This window comes from Peribacillus sp. TE19612, from assembly GCF_056279465.1.
The window spans coordinates 14,977-38,709 of record NZ_JBWCCL010000020.1; the positions used below are offsets into that span (position 1 = coordinate 14,977).

At 41.4% G+C, this 23,733-nt stretch carries 21 protein-coding genes; 16 read left to right on the forward strand and 5 right to left on the reverse strand.

Annotated features, from left to right (window positions below):
• Window positions 1-21 precede the first annotated feature (21 nt).
• The 16 genes from ACZ9AO_RS24105 to ACZ9AO_RS24180 all read left to right on the forward strand — a co-directional run bounded on the left by ACZ9AO_RS24105 (window position 22) and on the right by ACZ9AO_RS24180 (window position 22,734).
• Window positions 22-756 carry a WxL domain-containing protein gene (locus tag ACZ9AO_RS24105; protein WP_476110848.1) on the forward strand — a complete coding sequence of 245 codons (735 nt, stop codon included), beginning with the start codon at window positions 22-24 and terminating at the stop codon, window positions 754-756.
• A 167-nt stretch (window positions 757-923) separates the two neighbouring features.
• Entirely contained in the window at window positions 924-3,911 is a 2,988-nt protein-coding gene (locus tag ACZ9AO_RS24110) for a pectate lyase-like adhesive domain-containing protein (RefSeq protein ID WP_476110850.1), read from the forward strand.
• A gap of 174 nt (window positions 3,912-4,085) precedes the next feature.
• A complete protein-coding gene (locus tag ACZ9AO_RS24115; RefSeq protein WP_476110852.1) occupies window positions 4,086-5,147 on the forward strand; it encodes a WxLIP family cell surface protein in 1,062 nt (353 codons plus the stop codon).
• Between the two features lie 5 nt (window positions 5,148-5,152).
• Window positions 5,153-6,016, forward strand: coding sequence for a class A sortase (locus ACZ9AO_RS24120; RefSeq protein WP_476110854.1), 864 nt, complete (start codon window positions 5,153-5,155; stop codon window positions 6,014-6,016).
• 186 nt (window positions 6,017-6,202) lie between these two features.
• Window positions 6,203-7,372, forward strand: a complete 1,170-nt coding sequence (locus tag ACZ9AO_RS24125; RefSeq protein WP_476110856.1) for an ATP-grasp domain-containing protein — start codon at window positions 6,203-6,205, stop codon at window positions 7,370-7,372.
• Between the two features lie 13 nt (window positions 7,373-7,385).
• Window positions 7,386-9,080, forward strand: coding sequence for a methyl-accepting chemotaxis protein (locus tag ACZ9AO_RS24130; RefSeq protein ID WP_476110858.1), 1,695 nt, complete (start codon window positions 7,386-7,388; stop codon window positions 9,078-9,080).
• A 580-nt stretch (window positions 9,081-9,660) separates the two neighbouring features.
• Window positions 9,661-9,861, forward strand: a complete 201-nt coding sequence (locus ACZ9AO_RS24135; RefSeq protein ID WP_034304915.1) for a cold-shock protein — start codon at window positions 9,661-9,663, stop codon at window positions 9,859-9,861.
• Between the two features lie 476 nt (window positions 9,862-10,337).
• Window positions 10,338-10,709, forward strand: coding sequence for an ArsR/SmtB family transcription factor (locus ACZ9AO_RS24140; RefSeq protein ID WP_048685756.1), 372 nt, complete (start codon window positions 10,338-10,340; stop codon window positions 10,707-10,709).
• Window positions 10,702-12,825 (forward strand): heavy metal translocating P-type ATPase, encoded by a 2,124-nt coding sequence (locus tag ACZ9AO_RS24145; RefSeq protein ID WP_476110860.1) that lies wholly within the window; start codon window positions 10,702-10,704, stop codon window positions 12,823-12,825. The genes ACZ9AO_RS24140 and ACZ9AO_RS24145 overlap by 8 nt, the downstream gene beginning before the upstream one ends.
• A 272-nt stretch (window positions 12,826-13,097) precedes the next feature.
• Window positions 13,098-14,363: a GTPase HflX gene (gene hflX / locus ACZ9AO_RS24150; RefSeq protein WP_476110862.1), complete on the forward strand. Its 1,266-nt coding sequence runs from the start codon at window positions 13,098-13,100 to the stop codon at window positions 14,361-14,363.
• A 712-nt stretch (window positions 14,364-15,075) separates the two neighbouring features.
• Window positions 15,076-16,434: an NAD(P)-dependent oxidoreductase gene (locus ACZ9AO_RS24155; RefSeq protein WP_476110878.1), complete on the forward strand. Its 1,359-nt coding sequence runs from the start codon at window positions 15,076-15,078 to the stop codon at window positions 16,432-16,434.
• A 27-nt stretch (window positions 16,435-16,461) separates the two neighbouring features.
• Window positions 16,462-17,748, forward strand: a complete 1,287-nt coding sequence (preA, locus tag ACZ9AO_RS24160) for an NAD-dependent dihydropyrimidine dehydrogenase subunit PreA (RefSeq protein ID WP_034304903.1) — start codon at window positions 16,462-16,464, stop codon at window positions 17,746-17,748.
• A gap of 14 nt (window positions 17,749-17,762) precedes the next feature.
• Window positions 17,763-19,181, forward strand: a complete 1,419-nt coding sequence (gene hydA, locus ACZ9AO_RS24165) for a dihydropyrimidinase (protein ID WP_318293062.1) — start codon at window positions 17,763-17,765, stop codon at window positions 19,179-19,181.
• A gap of 41 nt (window positions 19,182-19,222) precedes the next feature.
• Window positions 19,223-20,707 (forward strand): NCS1 family transporter, encoded by a 1,485-nt coding sequence (locus tag ACZ9AO_RS24170; RefSeq protein WP_251543043.1) that lies wholly within the window; start codon window positions 19,223-19,225, stop codon window positions 20,705-20,707.
• A gap of 16 nt (window positions 20,708-20,723) precedes the next feature.
• Window positions 20,724-20,942 (forward strand): hypothetical protein, encoded by a 219-nt coding sequence (locus tag ACZ9AO_RS24175; protein ID WP_034304894.1) that lies wholly within the window; start codon window positions 20,724-20,726, stop codon window positions 20,940-20,942.
• 157 nt (window positions 20,943-21,099) lie between these two features.
• Window positions 21,100-22,734: a PucR family transcriptional regulator gene (locus tag ACZ9AO_RS24180; protein WP_251543045.1), complete on the forward strand. Its 1,635-nt coding sequence runs from the start codon at window positions 21,100-21,102 to the stop codon at window positions 22,732-22,734.
• Window positions 22,735-22,861: 127 nt separating this feature from the next.
• Here ACZ9AO_RS24180 and yhfH (ACZ9AO_RS24185) read toward each other — a convergent pair whose 3' ends face one another.
• The 5 genes from yhfH (ACZ9AO_RS24185) to ACZ9AO_RS24205 are packed head-to-tail and all read right to left on the reverse strand — an operon-like array spanning window position 22,862 to window position 23,681.
• On the reverse strand, window positions 22,862-23,002 hold the full coding sequence (gene yhfH, locus ACZ9AO_RS24185) for a protein YhfH (RefSeq protein WP_072274044.1): 141 nt from the start codon (window positions 23,000-23,002) through the stop codon (window positions 22,862-22,864).
• Between the two features lie 28 nt (window positions 23,003-23,030).
• The gene (gene yhfH, locus ACZ9AO_RS24190; protein WP_072274043.1) at window positions 23,031-23,168 is read right to left on the reverse strand and encodes a protein YhfH; all 138 of its coding nucleotides are present in this window, start codon (window positions 23,166-23,168) and stop codon (window positions 23,031-23,033) included.
• A 29-nt stretch (window positions 23,169-23,197) separates the two neighbouring features.
• Window positions 23,198-23,335 carry a protein YhfH gene (gene yhfH, locus ACZ9AO_RS24195; RefSeq protein ID WP_082196596.1) on the reverse strand — a complete coding sequence of 46 codons (138 nt, stop codon included), beginning with the start codon at window positions 23,333-23,335 and terminating at the stop codon, window positions 23,198-23,200.
• A gap of 30 nt (window positions 23,336-23,365) precedes the next feature.
• A complete protein-coding gene (yhfH, locus tag ACZ9AO_RS24200) occupies window positions 23,366-23,503 on the reverse strand; it encodes a protein YhfH (RefSeq protein ID WP_082162914.1) in 138 nt (45 codons plus the stop codon).
• Between the two features lie 43 nt (window positions 23,504-23,546).
• Window positions 23,547-23,681 (reverse strand): hypothetical protein, encoded by a 135-nt coding sequence (locus ACZ9AO_RS24205; protein ID WP_260088880.1) that lies wholly within the window; start codon window positions 23,679-23,681, stop codon window positions 23,547-23,549.
• Window positions 23,682-23,733: the final 52 nt, after the last annotated feature.

Consider the following 23,733-nt stretch of genomic DNA (forward strand, 5'->3'; position numbering starts at 1 on the left):
TAATAAAAGGGGGAGTTCACTATGAAAATTGCAAAATATCTTGTTGCTTCAACGTTATTGGTCACAGGTTTCGGAATCGCAGTACAAGGAGCCTCAGCAGAAGGCGGAGAATATGAATCTGGCGGTACCATTACATTTGCGCCATATACAGGTATCACACCTCCAGTTGACCCAGAAAATCCAGGTGAAGAGGCTAACCCGGAACCTACCCCAAATCCAGGGACAAGTGGTCCATTAAGCATTGATTTCGCTTCATCATTTGATTTTGGCATTCAGGAAATCACAACACAAGACATGGTTTATAATTCTGCTGCACAAAAAGTCAATATTACGGATGATCAAGGAGGGACCACGCAGGAGTTAAGGCCTAATTATGTACAAGTCAGTGATAATAGAGGTACTGAAACAGGCTGGACACTACAAGTACGACAAGATCCACAGTTCGAAACCACTGATAATGATGTATTGGATGGTGCAGCCATAAAAATCTTGAATAATGATGTAAACACATCTTCGACTTCTCCAGTACCAAGTACAGTCCCTGCTGAAATCGACTTAGTACCAGGGACACCGTCAATAGTGGTGGCAGCAAAAGATGCTGAAGGGGCCGGTACTTACGTTTCTCGTTTTGGTAAAGCAGATGATGGCAACATGGATAAAAGTGTTCAATTATCAGTTCCAGGCAGTACGACAAAATATGCAAAAGAGTATAATACGACACTTACCTGGATTCTGACTGACACACCGGCAAATTAAAGTGACCGTGGTGCATTCATAGAGAAGATGATACATCGTATGAATTAAATACGGTGTATCACTATTTTATGACTTGTAGGATATTTCACTAGATTAAACTGGAATATTATTGAGCGGAAGATCATGAACAACACTTTTTCAATGGGAATAGAGGTGGAAACATAGGTATGAGAAAAGGACGTCTAACATATAAACGGAGATCCAGAAGGGCTTTAAAGGATTATTCATATATAGGGGTATGGGGCATCATATTGGTTATTATGCTGCAGCAAATGAATATAAATGGTTTTTTCAATCTTGAATCCGCAGCCGCCGTAGCTACTGTAAGGCTATCATCGGAACAAAGTACTGTAAGTCTAGGTGACCAAATAAGGCTAGAAGTGAACTCGACCATAGAAGAAGCTGGAATTATTTCAGTAAAAGTTCCTGAAGGGTTGGCATATGACCAAGATGCTACAAGGCAATCATTACAAAAAAATGGTAGTCCACCCATGGTGGATTATGAATCTGCTAAAAAAGAAATCACTATAGCGTATAGTGAACAACAAATAGGTGAAAATGAAGTTCATTTATTCTTTCAGGCCAAAAATACCGGAAACTTTGTGGTAGTTGCGACATCTGATGGGAACCAATCAAATGAGATCAGCATAAATATAGAGGCCATGGAAAAGGATGTACCAGATATAGAGGGGGGAACGATAAAAGAAGATGAGGCAAAGGCTGATGATCAAGAAATAAAGGAAGAGCCTGAAGAATCCAGTCAATTTGTTGGAGAAAAAGAAGAACCTGGGGAATCGGTCCAAGTTGAGGAAGAAAAGGAAGAGCCTGAAGAATCCGGCCAAGTTGTGGGGGAAAACGAAAAAATGGATGGTGAAAATGTAGATGCCGATCAAGGGGATGCATCAATTGATCAGAGTGATCAAGAGAAGGAACAGGATAATGAAGCTATAGCCAAAGAGGAAGAAGATCTTCCAGAAGTGGATCCTTCCAATAGTGTTGAAGGCAATATTATGGCTGCTGCTTTATCCGCTGACGAAATAGACGTTGATAGTTGGAATACTTTTGTAGCTGCGGTGAAAAACACTTCCATATCTAAAATAAATTTAACTAAAGATATTGAAAATCCAAGTGCTCTTGGAGATACTCAAGGATTATCGACTTACCAGGTAACCAGAGACTTGGAGATTAACGGAAATGGACATAGGCTTTCCTTTAGAGACTCATCCATTTATTTAGGGAATCCAACCAATGGTATGGGTAACTTCCATATGCACGATATCGTATTGGCTCAATCCTATTTAAGTGGACATTCAGAAGATATAGTCGGCTCAAGGCTTTATGCCTCATACACAGGAAAATGGAAATACCGATTTGGAAATATTACTACAGAGCCCTCCGTACAAAGACTAGCTAGGGCTAAATATGCCGAAGTAACGGTTTATGGAGAAATGAATATTGATACACGCGCCGAAAATTTCTATCTGGGTAGCTTCAAAATGGAAAATGGCACGAAGTACATCGGGAATGTAAATTATTATGATTTTTCGACATTTTATTACGAGTCCGCTGCAAGATCAGGGGATACTGGGGAATCCAGGGAATTTACAATCGGTGATGATTGTATTGTTCAGCTAACTCAGTCTCAAAAATTAGGGAAAACCTATCCCGCAGTCTATCTGTATTACAAAGATATCACGGTAGGGGAAAACGCTAAGCTAGATATCAACATGCCCGGAAATGCTGTTAGATTCAATTATGGAGATGGTTCATTTACTGTAAAAGGCGGTGCTTACGTTAATTTAACAAGCAAGCAAACTTCTGGATCTGTAGTTGAATATTATTCAAGCAATAATTCTTTCCATGTTGCTCCAGATGCGGAATTGTATGTTATTGGGAATAGTTCAACGCCATTAATTAATTTAGGACCTCTTACCAGCCATAGGGGAAATAGCTTCACATTGGATAATCCGAAACAATATGATTTGCGGAATATAGGAAATAATACCGCGGTTGGTTTGGGGGCAAATACCTCTGCAACAGGATATGCGAATACTTTTGAAATCAATGAATCCGATATCGATTTATGGAAAACTGGCAGTAACGTTTTGGGGCCATCCGACTTTTCATATGCGGCAGTCGAAAACTTTACTGCTACCGGCCGTCATTCTAGTACTGCCGGACGTCAAACGGTAGTCTCCTCTGAACCGGCATTACAATCTGGGTTCAATACAACGTACTATAGGCGAATTGCGGGAATGAATACAAGACCTATATTAGAGTTTGAACCAGTGACAGATGCTGATTTAACCATTAAGGCAAGGGTGAAAATCGGGGAAACACCTGATAATGATGGCCTGGATGAGAACGGCGTCGTTCGTTATATGGATGTATATGCTTCCGAGAATCAGACCAGTGTTGATATCACTGATACACATGGTATAGTTCATCGGGATTTAAAAACGGATGCAAATGGCTATGTGCAGTATATGGATTCGATTTTTAATGTCGGCGGCCAAAAGATGTCTGGAGTATCAACAAGAGGGCCTTGGGTACAAGATGGCCAATCCGAAACGACGGTATTTGATGTAACCCCCCCAACACCGGCAGAGGTATCACTTCTAGAAATTGAAGAAGGAACATATCAGATAACTGGAACTGCTGATGAGGTGGGAGCAACTGTCCTTGTTGAAGTGGATGGGGCAGGTCCATTATTTACAGTGGCGGAATACTCAGGAAGTTTAACATTGCTTGCCCCTGACTCTTTATCATTTGGTAGTGATGTTCAAATATCTCCACAATCTAAACGCTATCAAATTGAATCGATGAATCAGAAACTTGGTGTACAGGATGATCGGAAACATAAATCCACTTGGAAGCTGAAAGCAGCCTTAGTGGATGAACTTTACAACTCTGCTTATGATAGTACATTAACTCTGGTTTATTCAAATAATGGTAGTGACACAGTTCTTTCAAATACAGGATCGCTAATTTATGAACATCTTAGTACCGATGATGAACCACTATATATAAATGACTTATGGTACGGAGACACAAAAAATGGTTTGTTTGTCGAGGCGAAGGCTGGAAAAGCTAGAGTCGGGGAATATGAGGCAAAGATTAAATGGTCATTGGAAGATACTCCAGCAAATGAATGAAAATGGATGAAGATAGTCAAAGAACCTTATCAAATTAACCTTAATAGAACTTGATATTTTAATAATACTGCTAACAGATGCCCCTGCAAATGGTGTTACAAGTTGGTGTTTGTATAATAAATGAAGATGATACATTGTAAAGTAAGCCGCGCATCAACTTGGAGGTGCTGTCATATGAAAAAGAAATCCATTTTCATTTTATTACTAGTAAGTTGCCTATCCATCATTTTCACTTTTTCTATCCTTAAGGCTTCGGCTGCGGAATTCAATTTTGCCGTGGAGACAGTCATTCCAAAAAATCAAGTGGATAAAAAAAAGACATATTTTGATTTGATGATGAAGCCAGGACAAAAACAAGTACTGGAAATCAACTTGCGTAATGATACAGAGAATGATGTTAAAATAAACCCGCTTATCCATAGTGCAACGACAAACCTTAATGGTGTAGTTGAATATGGAGAGAATGATATAGAATCGGATTCAACTTTGCTGTACAAGATGGAAGACATAGTGAAGACGGAAGAGGAAATTATCATTCCAGCTAAAGGAAACTACAAATTAAAAATGGATGTAGTGATGCCAAAAGAAGATTTTGATGGTGTATTAGCTGGTGGAATAATCCTTCAGGAGAAAACTGAAGGTACTGGTGATAAAGAGAATGAGAATAATAAAGGTTTGTCCATTGAAAACGAGTTTGCCTATGTCGTGGCCATTTTATTAAGGGAAAATGAAAATGAAATCAAACCGGAAATTCAATTGAATGATGTGTTCCCAGATCAAATAAATGCAAGAAACGTAATCAATGCTAATATCCAAAATATCATGCCCATGTATATGAATCAAATGACCGTGAAAGCGAAAGTGACCAAAAAGGGAGATAGCCAAGTCATGTACGAGTCTAATAAAGAGGGCATGCAGATGGCCCCAAACTCTAATTTTGATTATCCGATCTCACTGCAGAGTGAAAGGCTTCAGGCAGGTGAATATACATTGGAAATGACCGTTGCCTCCATGGGAGAAGAATGGCATTGGAAACGTAATTTTAAGATTGATGGGGGTCTAGCAAAGAAGCTTAATGATAGTGATGTGTCCATTCAAAAGGATTATACGTGGCTTTATGTAATAATAGGGGGCATCGTCATATTATTAGCCTTAATATTATGTGTTATTTTTATGCGAAGAAAGAAAAAAGAGAATGATGAGAATAAAGAACAAATAGCCAATGTAGAAGAATAGATCGAATGATGTTATATGATTCCATATTTGAGATGCTAAAAAAAAAGAAAGTTATAATATGTGATGTTTTAACAATCATTTCATTCTTTTTTCTTTTATTAATAGGATTTTTGTTGGTTCTTTCACCTTGGGTACAAGAAGCGATGATCAAAAAGGAAATCACAAAGTACAATATAGTTAGTTTTTCTGAAGAGGAAATCCAAGATAATATTAACAATAAAAAGCCTTTTCCTGAGAATGCGAGTATAGAAGCTCCTGATTTTCTAAAAATATTGGCGAATATTTCTTCAGTGAAACGAGAAGACGTGATAGGTGCAATAGTAATTGAGGGTGATACAGTATCTTTACCGATCTTACATGGTACGAATACACGAAATTTACTTGTAGGTGCCACGACAGTTAAAAACGGTCAAGTAATGGGTAAAGGAAATTATGTGCTGGCTGGGCATCATATGAGAGATGACCGCCTGTTGTTTGGGCCTTTATTAAAGATCGAAAAAGGCGCATATATCCATATATCGGATAAACGGAAAATATTCACCTATAAAGTGAAAGAAAAGAAGATTGTCCATGAGACGGACGTTAGTGTTCTTGCAGATACACGAAGTCCTGAACTTACTCTGATCACTTGTGATGTTACGGGGATCGATACGGACAAACGTGTCATCGTTAAAGCGGAATTAGTAGATACGAATGATAATTCCAATCAGGCTGAATTCGAGGGAAAGTATGGATACGGAATGGGTACAGAGCCGACTTTGCATTCAAATGTAACTTATTTCCTTTGGGTTTTATTAGTGGTAGGCTTACCGTGTGTTCTGATGTTCATCATGTTAATCAATAAGAGACGAAAAGATGAGGCGAGATAGTGATATCTCGCCTTTTTCCTTTGTTCACAAATAATCTTCAAGCTAGAGTGGATGGGTAAAAAGACATATTTAAATTTCACTTTTCACTATGAATATAATAATAAAAGCCTATATAAGCTAAATACTTACCGCTTTAAACCGATTAAATATGGAGATACAAAAAACAGTATAAGTTAGGTGGAAAAAATGATTATTTTGAATGAGTCCATTGTGTCGCCAATTCTTCTAAAGGTGTTGGAGGAACAGCAAATTCCAGTGCTGGAACAGGGGCAATGGGGAGACACATTAACATCAGAAAAGCTAAACATTCAAAAGGATACCGAATTTTTCAAGTCCATGGAAATGGACAAAAGAATTCTTACAAACTCTGAAAATGGCCTAACACTATTAGGGCATTTTCAACCGAATAGCAATGAATACATTTGGTCAAAGTTATTGAAGGATAAGAGTCAGGTGCGAAATTTGACGAAATCTTTATATCCTGATTTCTATTTCCAAGATATCGATTTATCCATGATAAGTGAGCTGGATATAAATCAAATACCGTTTCCGGTAGTTATCAAACCCAATATTGGCTATTCCAGTGTAGGTGTGCACAAAGTCAAGAATGAACAGGATTGGGATATAGCCGTGAACCAGCTTAAAGCGGATTTACTTCATTCGGATGGATTATATGATTCAGAAGTGGTCGGTTCCCAGACCGTTTTAATAGAAGAGTGGATTCAGGGTGAAGAGTATGCCATTGATGGTTATTACAATCAAGATGGTGAACCGGTCATTTTGAATGTCTTCAAACGATTATTCAAGGATGATTACGATACTTCCGATCGAATTTATTATACTGCGAAGTTGGCCATTGATGAAATCTATCATGATGCACTGAAGTTCATGAAGAATATACAAACGGTCCTTCCGCTTAGGAATTATCCTGTACACTTTGAAATCCGCAAAAAGGGAAACCGGGTGATACCCATCGAAATCAATCCCCTGCGTTTTGCTGGGGCGGGTACAACAGATCTAGGTTACCATGCCTATGGAATGAATATGTATGAACACTATTTTTCAGGAACGAAACCCGATTGGAATCGGATATTGGAAGAGATGGACGATCGAATATATAGCTTTTTCTTTGCAGAGGTTCCGCTTGAAATAAATCCGGAAGATGTTGCACGTATTGATCATGATGGACTTCGTCATGAATTCGAACATGTTTTGGAATATAGGCAGCTTCCTTTTCAAAATGACCGGAGCATGGCCATCATCTTTTATAGAAGTGAGGATTTGAATGAAAATCTCCAATTGCTTCATTTGGATTTAATACCATATTTGACTATAAAACACCTGGTTTTCAACTAAGGGGGGCATGGAAATGAGATTTTCAAAGCTGAATCCTAAAAAATCTCTATTGGCAAAACTATTCTTGTTTTATATTATTCCTTTCGTGATTTTCGCAGGGGCCATGGGCCTTTGCTTTTCCTATATTACTAATAAAATGATCAATGAGAATGTCCTTCCGCAATTCGATGATCGCCTTTCTGAAAATGCCCACAGTTTAGCAGCGAGCCTCAATCCCACTTTGATAAACAAGGCTTCCGAACGGGGCGAAGAGATTAAGCGGAAACTGGATGCCTTTGTTGAAGATAAAAAGGGAATTGAATATGTTTATGTTTTGAAGCGGGAGAATGATGCCGACATGATTGTAGCCTTGAGCGGCAGCGATGACTATATGGTGGAATCCCCCTTCACACCGGAACAGGCAAAATCGATAAATGGAAGCGAAGACGTCTTGAGTGAAATATATAAAGATAAGTGGGGAACACACAAGTCGTACTTTACGCCGATCGAAGGAACGGACGCGATTGTCGGAATCGATATGGATGCAAGCTTCATTGATGAATTGAAAAGCACAATGATATTCTATAATATCTTATTTCTTGCAAGTGCCGTTATATTGGGTGTGCTATGCGCCGTTGTCATCGGGAAAAAGATCTCGGGACCCGTCAATGAACTTGTTGGTTACACGAATGAAATGGCAAAAGGGGACTTAAGTAAATCGATTCCCATTGGCAGAGAGGATGAGATTGGCGATCTGTCAAATGGATTTGAAGATATGAGATTAAGTTTGTCCCATATTATCCAGAATGTCCGTGAACACGCCCAAACGATGAATCAAACGACAGTTTCCATTCAGCAATCCTTTGAAGAGATGGTGGAATCCTATGGCCAGATAGTGACGGGGACAACGGAAGAAGCAAAGGCTTCGGAAGAACGTGCCCATCATATTGACCGGATTTCCAATATGATCAGTGACTTAACGGATACGATCCGTTTAATGAACGAGCAAACGAATGAAATGAATGAATTTACGATGCATGCAAATACACTTGCTGAACAAGGGAGTAAACAAGTGCAAGATGTAACGAGCCAGATGGATAAAATCATGGAAAACGGCCAAGCGAATAAAGCCAATTTGGTGAGCCTGGAAGAGGATGTAGTGAAGATAAATGAAGTGATTGGCCTAATAAGGGTGATTGCTTCCCAAACGAACCTGCTGTCCCTGAATGCGTCCATAGAAGCGGCACGGGCGGGTGATGCTGGCAGAGGTTTTGCCGTAGTCGCTCAAGAGGTGCAAAAATTGGCTGTGCAAACCGATGAATCCATCGATATCATTTCAGAATCGATTATGCGGATTAATGAACAAACAGCCAAAGTCATCCAAAATAATGATGAGAGTTTTCTGGATATACTAAATGGTGTTTCCTTAGTGGAAAACAATGGCGAGATTTTCAATAAGATATTCGAATCCGTAGAGAAATTGCTGAAAGGCACAGAACAATTGGCCGCCCATTCGAAAAAAATCAATGAGTCTTCGGATGAAAGCCTGGCATCCATACAGGAAATTGCAGCGATTTCCGAAGAAGGAGTCGCAACAACGGAGCAAATCTCGGCAGCTGCCATTCAACAAAGTACCATAATGGCTGGATTGAAGGAACAAAATGAAGATTTAGCAAAAGAATCGGCGATTTTAGAAGAAATGGTAGAAAAGTTCATTACGGAAAAATAAATATTTGAAGTAAACATCTACAAAAACCTTTCTTAATTTTGTTTACGGGAGGTTTTTGTAGATAAAATGGGTTCTATCTGAGTTTTTAAACATAGCTGATTGGAACGGAAGGTACGAGACTCCTGCGGGAAAGCGGGTCCAAGGGAGACCCCACAGGCGCTAAGCGCGCCGAGGGCGGACCGCCCGCGGAAAGCGAGTGCCTGGAGAGGAAATCAACGTTCCGTTTTACAATCCTTCAAAAAAATGTAGACAATCATAAATAATATCGAGTTTATCTACAGTTTGAAACCTCTTTAAACGAGAGGTTTTTGTTTGGAGTAATGCATGTAAGAGTTCATGTGTAATAGATAGAGTCACTTTCGTTGCTGCTTATTTTTTAATCGAATTGAGAGAGTATTAAAAATTGCTGGAAAAAAGTTTCCCCAAACTATTTGCAATCGCTACCATTTAATGTTATGCTTAGTCTTAATTATTTTTGTTCGGTACTAAGGATACTAAAAGTACTACTTTTCGTTTTCGATGATGACTTAGAGCAAGGATAGTAATACATTGTGCTTAGATGCACTAGGAGGCAACAACAATGGAACAAGGTAAAGTAAAATGGTTTAACGCAGAAAAAGGTTTTGGATTCATCGAACGCGAAAACGGAGACGACGTATTCGTACATTTCTCAGCTATCCAAAGCGAAGGTTTCAAATCTTTAGACGAAGGCCAAGAAGTTACTTTTGAAGTAGAACAAGGTCAACGCGGACCTCAAGCTTCTAACGTTCAAAAAGCATAATTTCAATAACAAAAAAGACGGATCCTTTTTAAAGGGTCCGTCTTTTTTGTTTTGTGAAAATACATAACAAAAAACCCTGCTAAACGATAAGCAGGGTAAATGGTACAAGTAAAGTAAAACGCTTAAAAAGGTTTGACTAAGTATATCATAGTTTTTCTAAAAAATACTAAATTAAATATATTATACGTATCAAGGTAACGATAGGTAATTACTGAAATCATTGATTGAAGGGGCGTAAAGGAATTTATGTCCCTTCTTTTTTTCGCCTGAAGATCATGGAAGAGGGCAGCATGACCTTTTTGTTAGCAAAAAGGGAAACAAAAAAACGATGGCCCACATATAAAAACATATGGGCACTTTCATTAATTTCTTTGGGAAGTGGAAAAGATTCTTATACATTCAAATATGGATTTGAATATTCAGGGAATTATGTTATATTATAATCAAACGAAGATTTGAATGAGAGGTGTGAGAAGATGACGGAACTGAAAGATATATGTGATGTTCACCTGCATGATGAAGTGAAGGTCAATCGCATTCAAGAGGAAATGGGCCAGGTGGATATATCCAGCATGTCGAAGCTGTTTAAGGTTATAGGCGATGAAAATAGGGCGAAGATAGCTTATGCGCTCTGTACGGACGAGGAATTGTGTGTGTGCGATCTGGCCAATATCATTGGTGCTTCGATGGCGACGACGTCACATCATCTTCGTACCCTTTATAAACATGCAATCGTAAAATATCGAAAAGAAGGTAAGTTGGCTTTTTATTCTTTGGATGATCACCATATTAAGCAATTGATTCTCATTGCATTAGAACATCAGCAGGAGGTAAGGGCCGATGGCTGAGTCCCCAATGAAAACATATCGTATCCAGGGTCTATCCTGCACGAATTGTGCGGCTAAATTCGAGAACAATGTCCGTGAACTAGAGGGTGTGAAGGATGCCAAAATCAACTTTGGCGCCTCGAAGATATCGGTACAGGGCAGCGCGACCATTGAACAGATTGAAAAGGCGGGAGCTTTCGATAACCTGAAGATCCGCGGTGAACAGGAACAGGCAACTCAAAAGGAACCATTTTGGAAGCAAAGGGAAAATATTAAAGTGGTGTTTTCGGTTATCTTATTGCTGGTAAGCTGGATATTGGATAACCGATATGCTGATGGAAGCATCATGCCGGTAATCGGTTATGCGGCTGCAATCATAGTTGGAGGATATTCATTATTTGTCAGTGGTTTGAAAAACCTTGTAAGGCTTCGCTTTGATATGCACACCCTTATGACGGTTGCCATTTTCGGGGCGGCCGTGCTTGGTGAATGGGGCGAGGGCGCGACCGTCGTCATTCTATTTGCGATAAGTGAAGCATTGGAAAAATATTCGATGGATAAGGCACGTAATTCCATCGAATCATTAATGAACATCGCACCTAAAGAAGCTTTGATCCGCAGAGGGCATCATGAAATGATGGTTGCTGTTGATGAGATTGAAGTGGGCGACATCATGATCGTTAAACCTGGTCAAAAGCTTGCAATGGATGGCCGGATCATGAAGGGCGCCTCGACACTTAATCAAGCAGCCATTACTGGTGAATCCGAGCCGGTTTTTAAAACGGTTGAGGGTGAAGTATTTGCCGGAACCCTAAATGGTGAAGGGCTGCTCGAAGTGGAGGTCACGAAGCGGGTCGAGGATACGACGATTGCAAAAATCATCCACCTTGTTGAAGAAGCACAGGCCGAAAAGGCTCCTTCCCAAGCCTTCGTGGATAAATTCGCAAAATTTTATACGCCGGCCATCATGCTCATTGCCCTGGCCATTGCGGTATTACCCCCGATCGTGATGAATGGGGATTGGAGTGAATGGATTTATCGGGGATTGGCTGTACTGGTTGTCGGCTGTCCTTGTGCTTTGGTCATTTCTACGCCCATCGCCATCGTGACAGCAATCGGAAATGCTGCGAAACATGGTGTGCTGATTAAAGGCGGGGTCCATTTGGAGGAAGCGGGAGCCTTAAAGGCAATCGCGTTTGATAAAACGGGTACTTTAACAAAGGGCGTACCTGAGGTGACCGATTTCAAAATGTTATCTGATGTGTTGTATGAACAGGACGTGCTGGCTATCGCCGCTGCTTTAGAAAGCAGATCACAGCATCCCCTTGCCACGGCCATTCTTCAAAAGGCGGAAACCTACGATGTGGACTATCATTCTTTATTGGTAGAGGATTTTACTGCAATCACCGGTAAAGGGATAAAAGGGAAAATCAATCAAGAAATCTATTACATTGGTAAACCCCACCTTTTTGTGGAAGAGGCAGGTTTCGTTTTCTCTGATGATGTGCTTAAATTAATCAGCGGCTATCAAAATACAGGGAAAACGGTGATGGTGCTTGGCGATCAAGTGAAGCTCCTGGCACTCATCGCGGTGTCTGATGAAATAAGGGAAAGCAGTAAGGAAGCCATTCGGAAACTGCATGCTTTGGGCATTGAAAAAACGATCATGCTGACTGGCGATAATATCGGAACGGCAAAAGCGATTGGAGCGGCAGCTGGCGTTCATGAGATTGAGGCGGAGCTATTGCCGCAGGATAAATTGACCATCATCAAACGATGGAAACAAAAATACGATCGAGTGGCCATGGTAGGAGATGGTGTCAATGATGCTCCGGCCTTGGCAGCTTCCACGGTAGGAATCGCAATGGGCGGGGCTGGCACGGATACGGCCCTGGAAACAGCCGATATTGCCTTAATGGGTGATGACTTATCGAAGCTGCCTTATACAATCCGCTTAAGCCGCAAAACATTAAAAATCATTAAGCAGAACATCACGTTTTCATTGGTGATTAAAGTCCTGGCCTTATTATTGATAGCGCCGGGCTGGTTAACACTTTGGATGGCGATTTTTGCCGACATGGGTGCGACGCTATTAGTTACATTGAACAGTCTTAGGTTATTGAGAATAAAAGAATAGAATAATATGGGCTCCCTGGTGCATCTTAAGGTGCACCAGGGAGCTTTTATTTTGAGCTTTCCAATTGTTTCATGTGAAACTTTGAAAAAAGTAGTCGGTCGTCATATTTTTTTGTAGAAAGTAAAAGGAAGTCCAATAAAAACGCTTTGCTAAGGGCAGCAACCGTTATGCAAGCGATGCCTGGTATGCTACAATGTGGCTCGCTTTTAGGCAGCATGACAGTTTGTTTAAGTATAATATAGGGAGCAAGGTATGTACGGAAGGGATTTGAAATGATGGAATTACAGCAGAGGGCAATTTTGGTTGGAGTCAATCTCAACGGTTCAAAGGATTTTGAGTATTCGATGGAGGAATTGGCCAATTTAACGGAAGCATGTGAGGTAGAGGTTGCAGGGACCATCTCACAAAATTTGCATCGGGTGAACTCATCACATTTTATCGGTACCGGGAAGATCGAGGAAGTGAAAAATCTCGTTGAGCATAAAGAAGCTAATGTCGTCATTTTTAATGACCAGCTCTCCCCTTCGCAACTTCGTAATCTGGAGAGGGACATGGATTGCAAGGTGATTGACCGGACAATCTTGATTCTGGATATTTTTGCGCATCGGGCGAAAACGAAGGAAGCACAGCTTCAGGTAGAAGTGGCAAAGCTGCAGTATATGCTCCCGCGTCTCGTTGGTTTAAGGGAGTCACTAGGGCGTCAGAGCGGCGGGGTTGGTACAAACAAAGGAGCAGGTGAAAAGCAGTTAGAGCTTGACCGCAGGAGGATCGAGGAAAATATAAGTGTTTTGAATAAAGAACTGGAAGACCTTGTTGCACACAGGCAAACGCAGAGGAAACAGCGGAAAAAGAATGCCATCCCTGTCGTATCCTTAGTCGGTTATACCAATGCAGGTAAATCTTCGATCATGAATGCACTGATTGAGATGTTCCATCCAACTGCAGAGAAGCAGGTGTTGGAGAAGGATATGCTGTTCGCTACGCTTGAGACGTCCGTCCGAAACATTCCGCTGCCGGATAAAAAGGAATTCTTATTGACGGATACGGTGGGATTTGTGTCTAAATTGCCGCATCATCTAGTGAAGGCATTCCGATCCACATTGGAAGAAGTGGTAGAAGCGGATCTGTTGATCCATGTTGTCGATTTTTCCAATCCTAATCATGAGCAGCAAATAGAGATAACGGAAAAGACTTTAAACGATATAGGCATTAAAGGGATTCCGACGATCTTTGCGTATAATAAATCGGACCTTACCGATTTGGATATCCCTCAGGTGAATCGTGGCTCTGTATATATGTCAGCAAAAAACAAAGTTGGCATCGAGGAATTGATAAATCAAATTCGCAAGCATATTTTTGTCGACTATACTCACTGTGAAATGCTGATTCCATTTGATCAAGGGCAGCTGGTTTCTTATTTCAATGAAAATGGCCACATAACGGAAACAGAATATGAGGCAATCGGATATCGAATAAAGCTTGAGTGCAAGAAAACGGATTATGAGAAATATAAACGATACGTTATACATCCGGAATGAACCTGCCTGTTGATAAATTGTTAATGGGTTGTTGATAAGTGGAAAAGTCGATTCGTTAATGTGGATAACTTTTGGTGTAGTGCCTCTGTTCTGCAAAAACAAAGAGAATAACGCCATATAACATGTGAATAAGTTGTGGATAAAAGTGAAAAGACCCAGGAAACCAAGAATTTTCGTTTCTGGGCTTTTTTTATGTGGACAAAGTGTTGATAAGCAGGTAATCGGAACAAATCAGCCAAAAATATCAGTAAGTATGATGAAAAGTAAGTTTGGATGTAGAAAAATGACGAGGTTTATCACTTATTGTTAGGAAATATAACATGAATATTACATATTGCAAATTTAGTGCCTGGAAATACTTTACACTTTGTATAATGTAACTTGCTTTTCAACATTATAAAATAAAGAATACTCAATTCTCTGATTTATCATCAGAGTTTGAGTTTTTAAGATTAGTAGGGGGGGCTTTTTGTGTTAGAAGGAAACAGGGACCGGGGCGTGACCAGTGAGAGAATGAGAGAGAAAATAATAAACAAAATGAGAGATTTTTGGCTGGGAAATCGCCACGACTTGTTAGGTGATTAAATTGATGGAAACCATGTTGGCAATGCTTTCAATCGTTTAAATATGAGGACAGTAGAGAGAATGCACGCAATTCCTCCCTTTTTATTTTTCAAAAATAAATGTTTGGAAGGAGAAATAGTGGATGAGTATGACGAGCCCGATAAAAGGTGGTCTAGAGATTAACTTTCAGGAAGCGGAGAGGGGATTATCCCCAAGGGAAGCTTTGGAAGAATCGAATCGATGTTTATACTGCTATGATGCCCCATGTATCCAAGCCTGTCCGACCGGAATAGATATTCCCAGTTTTATCAAGAAGATAGCATCAGGTAATTTTAAAGGGTCGGCCAAGACAATCATGACGGCCAATCCTGTCGGTGCCAGCTGTGCGCGGGTATGTCCGACTGAAGAGTTATGTGAGGGGGCATGTGTCCTGAACCATTCTACAAAGCCGATCATGATCGGCAATCTCCAGCGTTATTCCACAGATTGGGCCATCCAAAATAAACAAGCCCTATTCAAGGCCGGGAAGAAGAATGGCAAAAAAGTTGCCATTGTAGGAAGCGGTCCGGCGGGTTTGTCTGCAGCAAGGGAGCTAGCCTTGCTTGGCTACAGTGTAACCATTTTCGAAGCTGAAAAGAATCCAGGCGGATTAAATACTTACGGAATTGTATCGTTCCGTTTACCTCAGAGCATTTCTTATTGGGAAGTCGAACAAGTAAAGAGTTTGGATGTTGATATTAAAACGAATACACGGGTCGGGGTGGATGTTTCCGCAAATCAGCTGACTGCCGACCATGATGCGGTCATTTTAGCGATAGGCATGTCCGATGTTCCTAAGCTTGGGATTGAAGGGGAGGATTTAGCTGAAGTTTATGATGCAATCGATTTCGTAAAGGCAACGAAAACAGGGACAATCACTGATAAATTCATTGGGAAGAAGATGGCGGTGATTGGGGCTGGAAACACGGCGATCGATGCCGCGACCTGTTCTATTCGCCTGGGTGCCGAACAGGTGAGCATTATTTATCGTCGTACCCAAAAGGAAATGACTGCCTATGATTTTGAATATGAGTTTGCCAAACAAGAAGGTGTCGGTTTTCACTGGTTGACTGCCCCCTCCAGGATCCTATCGGATGAAAGCGGTCAGGTAACGGGTATCGAGTGCGTAAAAATGGTGCTTAGCGAGGCAGGTGAAGATGGCCGGCGCCGTCCAGTCCAAATTACCGGATCAGAGTTCGTCATTCCGGTCGATGGCGTCATTCGTGCCATAGGCCAATCAAGGTATGTAGGATTGATTGAACAGTTCGGCATTCAACATGATGATGGCGTCGTAACATTGGAGGGTGATTCCTACAGGACATCGAATGAAAAGATCTTTGCGTGCGGTGACGTGATCTTCGGAAAAGGCCAAGGTGAGGCAATGGTTGTTTCAGCTGCCCAGCAAGGGAAAAAGACAGCCTATGAAATTGACTCGATTTTGATGGGCGAAGCGGTGGATATTGCTTAAATAACTATGAAAAATAGGAGGCTTATCATGGCTGATTTATCAATTGATCTTGCAGGTATTAAATCTCCCAATCCTTTTTGGCTTGCTTCAGCACCACCTACTAATTCGGGTTATCAAGTTCAGCGTGCATTTGAAGCAGGCTGGGGAGGAGCTGTTTGGAAGACATTGGGTGACCCCATCCTGAATGTCTCATCACGTTTTGCAGCGGTCAGTTTTAATGGACAAAGAGTTGCCGGGTTCAACAATATAGAATTGATAACGGACCGTCCGCTGGAAGTGAATCTGAAGGAAATATATGAAACGAAGAAGAGGTTCCCTGATCATGCAATCATTGCATCGGTGATGGTGGAGCCACAACAGGAAAAGTGGCATGAGATCATCAAGCGCATAGAAGATGTAGGGGTCGATGGTTACGAGTTGAACTTTGGCTGCCCGCACGGTATGGCAGAGCGTGGGATGGGAGCTGCTTCGGGACAGGTTCCAGAACTGGTTGAAAAGCAAACATACTGGGCGAAGGAAGCTGCATCCAAACCAGTCATCGTCAAGCTTACACCCAATATAACCGACATTACGGTTACGGCTGAAGCGGCGGTGCGCGGCGGTGCGGATGCAATAAGCATGATCAATACGATCAACAGCCTGGCAGGAGTGGATATCCATTCATGGAATACGATTCCCCATGTAGGCGGCAAGGGTGCTCACGGAGGGTATTGCGGTCCCGCTGTGAAGCCGATTGCTTTGAATATGGTGGCAGAGTGTGCAAGGAATAAAATGATCAATGTTCCCATTTCGGGAATTGGCGGCATTTCAAATTGGCAGGATACGGTGGAATTTTTGCTGATGGGTTCGACTGGAGTGCAAATTTGCACGGCTGCCATGCATCACGGTTTTAGAATAGTTGAAGACTTGATCGATGGACTGTCCAATTATCTTGATGAAAAAGGGATATCCTCCGTGATGGATATTGTCGGTAAGTCCGTACCGCGCTATTCCGACTGGGGGAACTTAGATCTTAATTATAAGGTCGTTGCGCGCATTAATAATGATGTGTGCATTAACTGCAATAAATGCCATATAGCGTGTGAAGATACATCTCATCAATGTATAGATATGTTAAAGGACACGTCAGGCAGCTCATTCTTGAGAGTGCGCGAAGAAGATTGCGTAGGCTGTAATCTTTGCTCGATCGTCTGTCCGGCAGATGGGGCGATCGATATGATCGAATTGACAAATGAATTACCGCCAATGACGTGGAATGAACGCCAATCGTTCCTTGGGGGCATAAGCAGTGAAAGTGTTGATTTCGTAAAATGATGGAGGGGTCGAATATGAAGAAAATCATTAAAAATGGAACGATTGCAACGGCTGCAGATACGTATCAAGCGGATATATTGATTGAAAATGAGAAGATTGCAATGATTGGCAAGGACCTGTCGGCTGAGGGGGCTGAAATCATTGATGCAAAAGGCGCATATATTTTTCCGGGGGGCATTGATCCGCATACCCATCTCGATATGCCGTTTGGCGGGACAACGACAAAGGATGATTATGAAACAGGTACAATCGCTGCTGCATATGGAGGCACGACAACGATTATCGATTTTTGCCTGACCGAAAAAGGGGTGCCTTTAAAGAAAGCAATTGAAACATGGCATGAAAAGGCCAATGAAAAAGCGGCCATAGATTATGGTTTTCATTTAATGATCAGTGAGATTAATGATGAAGTATTGGCTGAGTTGCCAAGTATCATCGATAATGAAGGGATTTCGTCCTTTAAAGTGTTCATGGCTTACAAGAATGTTTTTCAAGCGGATGATGCCACGCTATACCGCACTTTGTTGCATGCAAAGGAACTTGGCGCACTTGTCATGGTTCATGCTGAGAATGGTGATGTCATCGATTATCTTACGAAGCAGGCGCTTGCCGAAGGGAACACCGATCCAATTTACCATGCATTAACAAGGCCTCCGGAGCTTGAAGGGGAAGCAACTGGACGTGCAGCTAAACTGACGGAAATGGCAAATGGCCAGCTCTATGTCGTTCATGTCACCTGTGAAGATGCGGTTGAAAAGATCACTGAGGCAAGGAATAAAGGGGTGGATATTTGGGGTGAGACTTGTCCGCAATATTTGGTTCTTGACCAGTCTTATCTTGAAAAGCCCCATTTTGAAGGATCTAAGTATGTATGGTCCCCGCCGTTAAGGGAGAAGAAAAACCAGGAAGTGCTATGGAATGCTTTGAAAATGGGGCAGCTGCAAACGATTGGCTCCGATCAATGCTCTTTTGATTTTAAGGGACAGAAGGAACTTGGACGTGAAGATTTCACGAAAATACCGAACGGCGGCCCAACGATCGAGGACCGCATGAGTATCCTCTTTTCTGAAGGGGTCATGAAAGAGCGCATTACTTTGAATCAATTCGTCGACATGACCTCTACGCGTGCTGCCAAACTATTTGGGTTATTCCCTAAGAAAGGGACGATTGCCGTAGGCTCGGATGCTGATATTGTCATTTTTGACCCGAAAGTTGAAAGGGCCATTTCTGCAGATACTCATCACATGGCGGTGGATTATAATGCGTTTGAGGGTATGGAAATTACGGGTGAGCCGGTTTCCGTTTTATCGAGAGGTCAATTCGTCATTAAAGACAAACAATTTGTAGGCGAAGCTGGAAAAGGACAATTCTTGAAACGGGCAAAATATAATTCGGCGCTGAAGCCGGATACCGGGAAAAAGCTTACAGTTTAACTTCGGTAAGGAATCTTGCAAATTAAATTAGGGGGATTTTTATGAATGAGAAGAAAGATTATTTAAAGTCTCCCGATTTGCTGCCTATACCTCATAGTGAGAAAAACATAAGTGCAGCCGGATTTGGTTTCATTTGGGTGGGCATGGCTGTAGTATTGGCTGCCTTCGCGATCGGTGGGAACGGTGTTCAAAGTTTATCCTTAGGCTGGGTCGTTCTTGCAACGGTCATTGCCTGTGTGGTTCTCGGCTTTTTGATGACAATGACAGGGGATATTGGTGTTGAACATGGAATATCATTTCCAGTCTATATGAGGGCGCCGTTCGGTACGATTGGCACCCACATCCCTTCGGTTGTACGCGGTTTTGTAGCGTCATGCTGGTTCGGCCTCAATACTTACTTTGGAGCCACTGCAATGAACGCTATCTTTACAACTCTTTTTGACTTTGATAATTGGTTTATCTGCTTCCTCATTTTTGCCGTTTTACAATTAGTCAACACGGCAATGGGAATAAAGTCGATTGAACGATTCGCCGACTTGGCGGCGCCCGTCATCATTCTAATTTCTGGATGGATGTATTTCACCCTATCCGATCAGGCTGTGGCCCAAGGAAGGGAGGTATGGTCCTGGATTGAAAGTCCGGTCACTGGCGGGGCCGCCGCAACGGCTTTCATGGTCGTCATTATGGCAAATATGGGATTTTGGGGCACATTGACTGCAGATATGCCGACGCTTTCCCGCTATATAAAGGCACCAAAAAATGAAAAAAATTGGTTCAAGCGCAATAAGGGGCAAATAATTGGGAATATTATCACCTATCCCATCACCCAGACGTTCATGGTGATTATAGGAGCGGTTTCTTATATGGCTGTTTCCAATTATGACCCTGTAGTTGCCATACAGGGATCAGCAAATGGAATTGCTCTCGGCGTCCTTTTGATCATGATCGTATTTGCTCAATGGTCGACGAATACTACGGCCAATGTCATTCCCGCAGCTACCATTTTCTCCAATGTCATGGGTCCTAAAATGCCATTTTGGGCGGGAGTCGTTGTAGCGGGGGTTATTGGGATAGTAGTTCAGCCATGGAGCCTGTTCGGCATCATCATAGAAGTTTTATTAATAATAGGTGGAATCCTGGCATCCATTGTCGGCATCCTGGTAGCGGATTACTATTTCCTTCGTAAACGGAGAGTGAATGTAGAAGAACTCTATGAAAGTGAAGGCCAGTATAAGTACTTGAATGGAGTGAATTGGGCAGGAATCATTTCTTGGGTGATTGGAGGAATCGGTGCCACGATTTTTTCAAATTATTCGTTTATTATCGGTTTCCTTCTCGGCGGTGCTAGTTATTTTATATTAGCTAAGTATTGGTGGTTCAAGCGATATGAACAAGCTGAAATCATCGATCCGAGCGATGAGAAATATTTAGGCATTTCAGTTGGAAGGGATTGGATAATTGGGGAAGGTCCAGAACTTGAGGAAGAGTTGGTTTTTACGGCTTCGACCGGCAAGGAGAACGTTTGAAAAAGGGGGAATGGAAATGTCCGAATATCAAGAGTATCGCTTAGAAAGGGAACAAATCGATTTTTTGCTTGAAAGAGGATATCGAATCACCCGGGTTTCCGAAAGTTTAAGTGGAGCCTTTCTCGATTTTGAACTGATTGAAGGAACGAAGCAGGAATGGAAGCAATTGAACATCAAAACCCCGGAAGGAAGGAAATACTTCTCTACATTGCTTTTCAAAAAAAAATTGAATTGAAATAGTTGCGAACCGGGCCTATTCCTCACGAATGGGTCCTTTTTGTTCGAGTTTTTTGTAGAATTTTGACGTTAGATTTTCTGACAAGTGGCTGGAGATTTAAGGGTTGTCCGTTTATAATAGATTTTAAAGCAGTTTTATAAAAGGATGTGGCTGGATGAATACATCGATTACAATCGAGGAAATTCTAACACGCAAGCATTTTAATCTGACGGATATAATTGCAGGCAGCAGTGGGATAAAGCGTCAAGTGAAGTGGGTCCACTGCATGGAAGTCACCCAAATCAGCCATTTGTTAAATGGAAACGAACTGATACTGACTACCGGTTTAGGGTGGAAAGACTGCGATGACACATTTCTATCCTGCTTAAGACAATTAATAGAATGCGATGCAGCTGGACTCTGTATAGAGATTGGCGCCAACACCATGGCAGTGCCGCAATGTGCCATCGATCTCGCTAATGAACGGCAATTCCCTATCATCCTATTTCATGAAGAAGTCCCTTTCGTGGAAATCACGCAGGATATACATTCCCTTATCATCAATAAACAATATCAGATGATCTCCAACTTAGAAAACTACTCACAGCAGTTAAATAAAAATCTCCTCGAAATTGACCATTATGAACCAATCCTAAAATTTCTCCACAGCTATTTAAATGTACAGGTTATTCTTATCTTTAATGAAAATGATATAGCCAGCATTCCAAAAATAAAGAAAAAAACAACCTATCAAATGGTAGCGGACATATATGAAGAGAAGCGGAAATTGGATAAAACCGTTCTTGGACAGCCGATTCAAGTGCTTGGTGAAAATTATGCTGAACTGCTCATTTGCAGCAACGGCAGGGAGTTGACTGATTTTGATTCATTGATCTTGGATCGAACGGCTACCGCATTGGCACAGCATCTATTAAGGGAGTTATATATAGAAGAGAAGAAAATGTCGGAAGAAAGTATATGGCTTACAAATTGGATTGAAGGTGAATATAGTGACGAAGCAATCCGGGAAAGGCTTTCCTATATTGATCCGAAAATGCAGTTGGATGGCGGAATTGTTTGCATTTGCAAACAACACCCAAAGTATAATAAAAATTCTGCAAAATTAGATGGAACCTATTTTAAGATAATGTTTAGAACTGTTTTTGAACAGTACGGCTTTCAGATATTTTCCATGGAAATACATCAGCATCTTGTTTTTATTTTAGGTGATAACCGTTCATCCGAAGATTGGAAATCAAGGGTTACAAGCGCGGTGGATCGAATCATGAAAATGGATGTAAGCGGGCGTAATCGTATGGGGCTGCTTTCCATTGGTTTTGGTAAGCATGTTCAAAGGTTAAGTGAGATTTATAAAAGTTATGAAACGGCCCGTGAGACGTTGCTGCTTCAGGATACATTACCAGAGGATAACAGGAGCTTCTTTTATCAGGACTTACATATGCATCGCATGATTTCACTCATAAATAAACATGGCAATCTGGAGGAAACGGTATATGAATATTTAGGTCCTGTCATTGAATACGACAAGCAAAACAATGGAGAGCTAATGCCTACCCTGAAGACATACCTTGCCTGTAACGGTTCCAAACAGGAGACATCAAAACAATTATTCATTGTCCGGCAAACGTTATATCATAGGCTTGAAAAATTGGAGAAACTGCTAGGTTCTGATTTTATGCGTTCCGATAAGCGTCTGGGCCTTGAATTCATGATTTTTGCATTGGACTTCTTACAATACAGCAGCAGGAAGATCAGCGGGAAGTATGTAGATAAATATATTGGGAGATGAAAAGATAGTAAGACTGAAGGGTGTCCAGGGGACATCCTTTTTTGAATGCAAGGAAAGGGAGGCAGATAACAAGGTTAATGCTGACATCAAAATGGCCTATATAGCTCCTTGATGTCAGCATCTTTTATTAATATTCATCTTTTTTGGAAAGGCAGCGGTCACATTCCAAGAGGTAGGATTCAGCTTGTTCAATGATATGGGTCCCGCATTCCGTACATTGTTTAGGCGGCAGTGTCCTGAAGAATTCCAATGGGTTTTTGGTTTGCATGATGATTCCTCCTTATGATTTGGTTTAATCAGTCTTCGTGTTTGGAAAGGCAGCGGTCACATTCCAGGAGATAGGATTCAGCTTGTTCAATGATATGGGTTCCGCATTCCGTACATTGTTTAGGCGGCAGTGTCCTGAAGAATTCCAGTGGATTTTTGGTTTGCATGATGATTCCTCCTTATGATTTGGTTTTAATCAGTCTTCGCGTTTGGAAAGGCAGTGGTCACATTCCATCAAGTAAGATTCAGCTTGTTCAGTGATATGGGTTCCGCACTCCGTACATTGTTTAGGCGGCAGTGTCCTGAAGAATTCTAGTGGATTTATAGTTTGCATGATGGTTCCTCCTTTTTGATTTTGGTTTAATCAGTCTTCGCGTCTGGAAAGGCAGCGGTCACATTCCATTAAGTAGGATTCAGCATGCTCGATAATATGGTCACCGCACTCAGGGCAATGTTTAGCAGGGATATTGTTAAAAAACTCAATGGATTTTTTCATTTGCATGATGATTTCCTCCTTTTAATGTTAGATATATTTTCCGGTCGCTTTATTCTTCACGTTTGGAAAGGCAGCGATCGCATTCCATTAGATAGGAATTTGAATGGTCCACCTGTGTTTCACCACATTCCGGGCAATGTTTAAATGAATCGATTATGAGTAAATCTGATTGATTTGCTTGCATGTCTCGCTCCCCCTCTTTATAGTACAGTTTTTGTTGTTTGCTTGTTGTTATA

What these genes read in the sequence shown, in the direction of transcription:
- ACZ9AO_RS24105 (WP_476110848.1), top strand. Translation starts at nt 22, where the DNA reads ATGAAAATTGCAAAATATCTTGTTGCTTCAACGTTATTGGTCACAGGT.
- ACZ9AO_RS24110 (WP_476110850.1), top strand. Translation starts at nt 924, where the DNA reads ATGAGAAAAGGACGTCTAACATATAAACGGAGATCCAGAAGGGCTTTA.
- ACZ9AO_RS24115 (WP_476110852.1), top strand. Translation starts at nt 4,086, where the DNA reads ATGAAAAAGAAATCCATTTTCATTTTATTACTAGTAAGTTGCCTATCC.
- ACZ9AO_RS24120 (WP_476110854.1), top strand. Translation starts at nt 5,153, where the DNA reads ATGATGTTATATGATTCCATATTTGAGATGCTAAAAAAAAAGAAAGTT.
- ACZ9AO_RS24125 (WP_476110856.1), top strand. Translation starts at nt 6,203, where the DNA reads ATGATTATTTTGAATGAGTCCATTGTGTCGCCAATTCTTCTAAAGGTG.
- ACZ9AO_RS24130 (WP_476110858.1), top strand. Translation starts at nt 7,386, where the DNA reads ATGAGATTTTCAAAGCTGAATCCTAAAAAATCTCTATTGGCAAAACTA.
- ACZ9AO_RS24135 (WP_034304915.1), top strand. Translation starts at nt 9,661, where the DNA reads ATGGAACAAGGTAAAGTAAAATGGTTTAACGCAGAAAAAGGTTTTGGA.
- ACZ9AO_RS24140 (WP_048685756.1), top strand. Translation starts at nt 10,338, where the DNA reads ATGACGGAACTGAAAGATATATGTGATGTTCACCTGCATGATGAAGTG.
- ACZ9AO_RS24145 (WP_476110860.1), top strand. Translation starts at nt 10,702, where the DNA reads ATGGCTGAGTCCCCAATGAAAACATATCGTATCCAGGGTCTATCCTGC.
- hflX (WP_476110862.1), top strand. Translation starts at nt 13,098, where the DNA reads ATGATGGAATTACAGCAGAGGGCAATTTTGGTTGGAGTCAATCTCAAC.
- ACZ9AO_RS24155 (WP_476110878.1), top strand. Translation starts at nt 15,076, where the DNA reads ATGACGAGCCCGATAAAAGGTGGTCTAGAGATTAACTTTCAGGAAGCG.
- preA (WP_034304903.1), top strand. Translation starts at nt 16,462, where the DNA reads ATGGCTGATTTATCAATTGATCTTGCAGGTATTAAATCTCCCAATCCT.
- hydA (WP_318293062.1), top strand. Translation starts at nt 17,763, where the DNA reads ATGAAGAAAATCATTAAAAATGGAACGATTGCAACGGCTGCAGATACG.
- ACZ9AO_RS24170 (WP_251543043.1), top strand. Translation starts at nt 19,223, where the DNA reads ATGAATGAGAAGAAAGATTATTTAAAGTCTCCCGATTTGCTGCCTATA.
- ACZ9AO_RS24175 (WP_034304894.1), top strand. Translation starts at nt 20,724, where the DNA reads ATGTCCGAATATCAAGAGTATCGCTTAGAAAGGGAACAAATCGATTTT.
- ACZ9AO_RS24180 (WP_251543045.1), top strand. Translation starts at nt 21,100, where the DNA reads ATGAATACATCGATTACAATCGAGGAAATTCTAACACGCAAGCATTTT.
- yhfH (WP_072274044.1), bottom strand. Translation starts at nt 23,002, where the DNA reads ATGCAAACCAAAAACCCATTGGAATTCTTCAGGACACTGCCGCCTAAA.
- yhfH (WP_072274043.1), bottom strand. Translation starts at nt 23,168, where the DNA reads ATGCAAACCAAAAATCCACTGGAATTCTTCAGGACACTGCCGCCTAAA.
- yhfH (WP_082196596.1), bottom strand. Translation starts at nt 23,335, where the DNA reads ATGCAAACTATAAATCCACTAGAATTCTTCAGGACACTGCCGCCTAAA.
- yhfH (WP_082162914.1), bottom strand. Translation starts at nt 23,503, where the DNA reads ATGCAAATGAAAAAATCCATTGAGTTTTTTAACAATATCCCTGCTAAA.
- ACZ9AO_RS24205 (WP_260088880.1), bottom strand. Translation starts at nt 23,681, where the DNA reads ATGCAAGCAAATCAATCAGATTTACTCATAATCGATTCATTTAAACAT.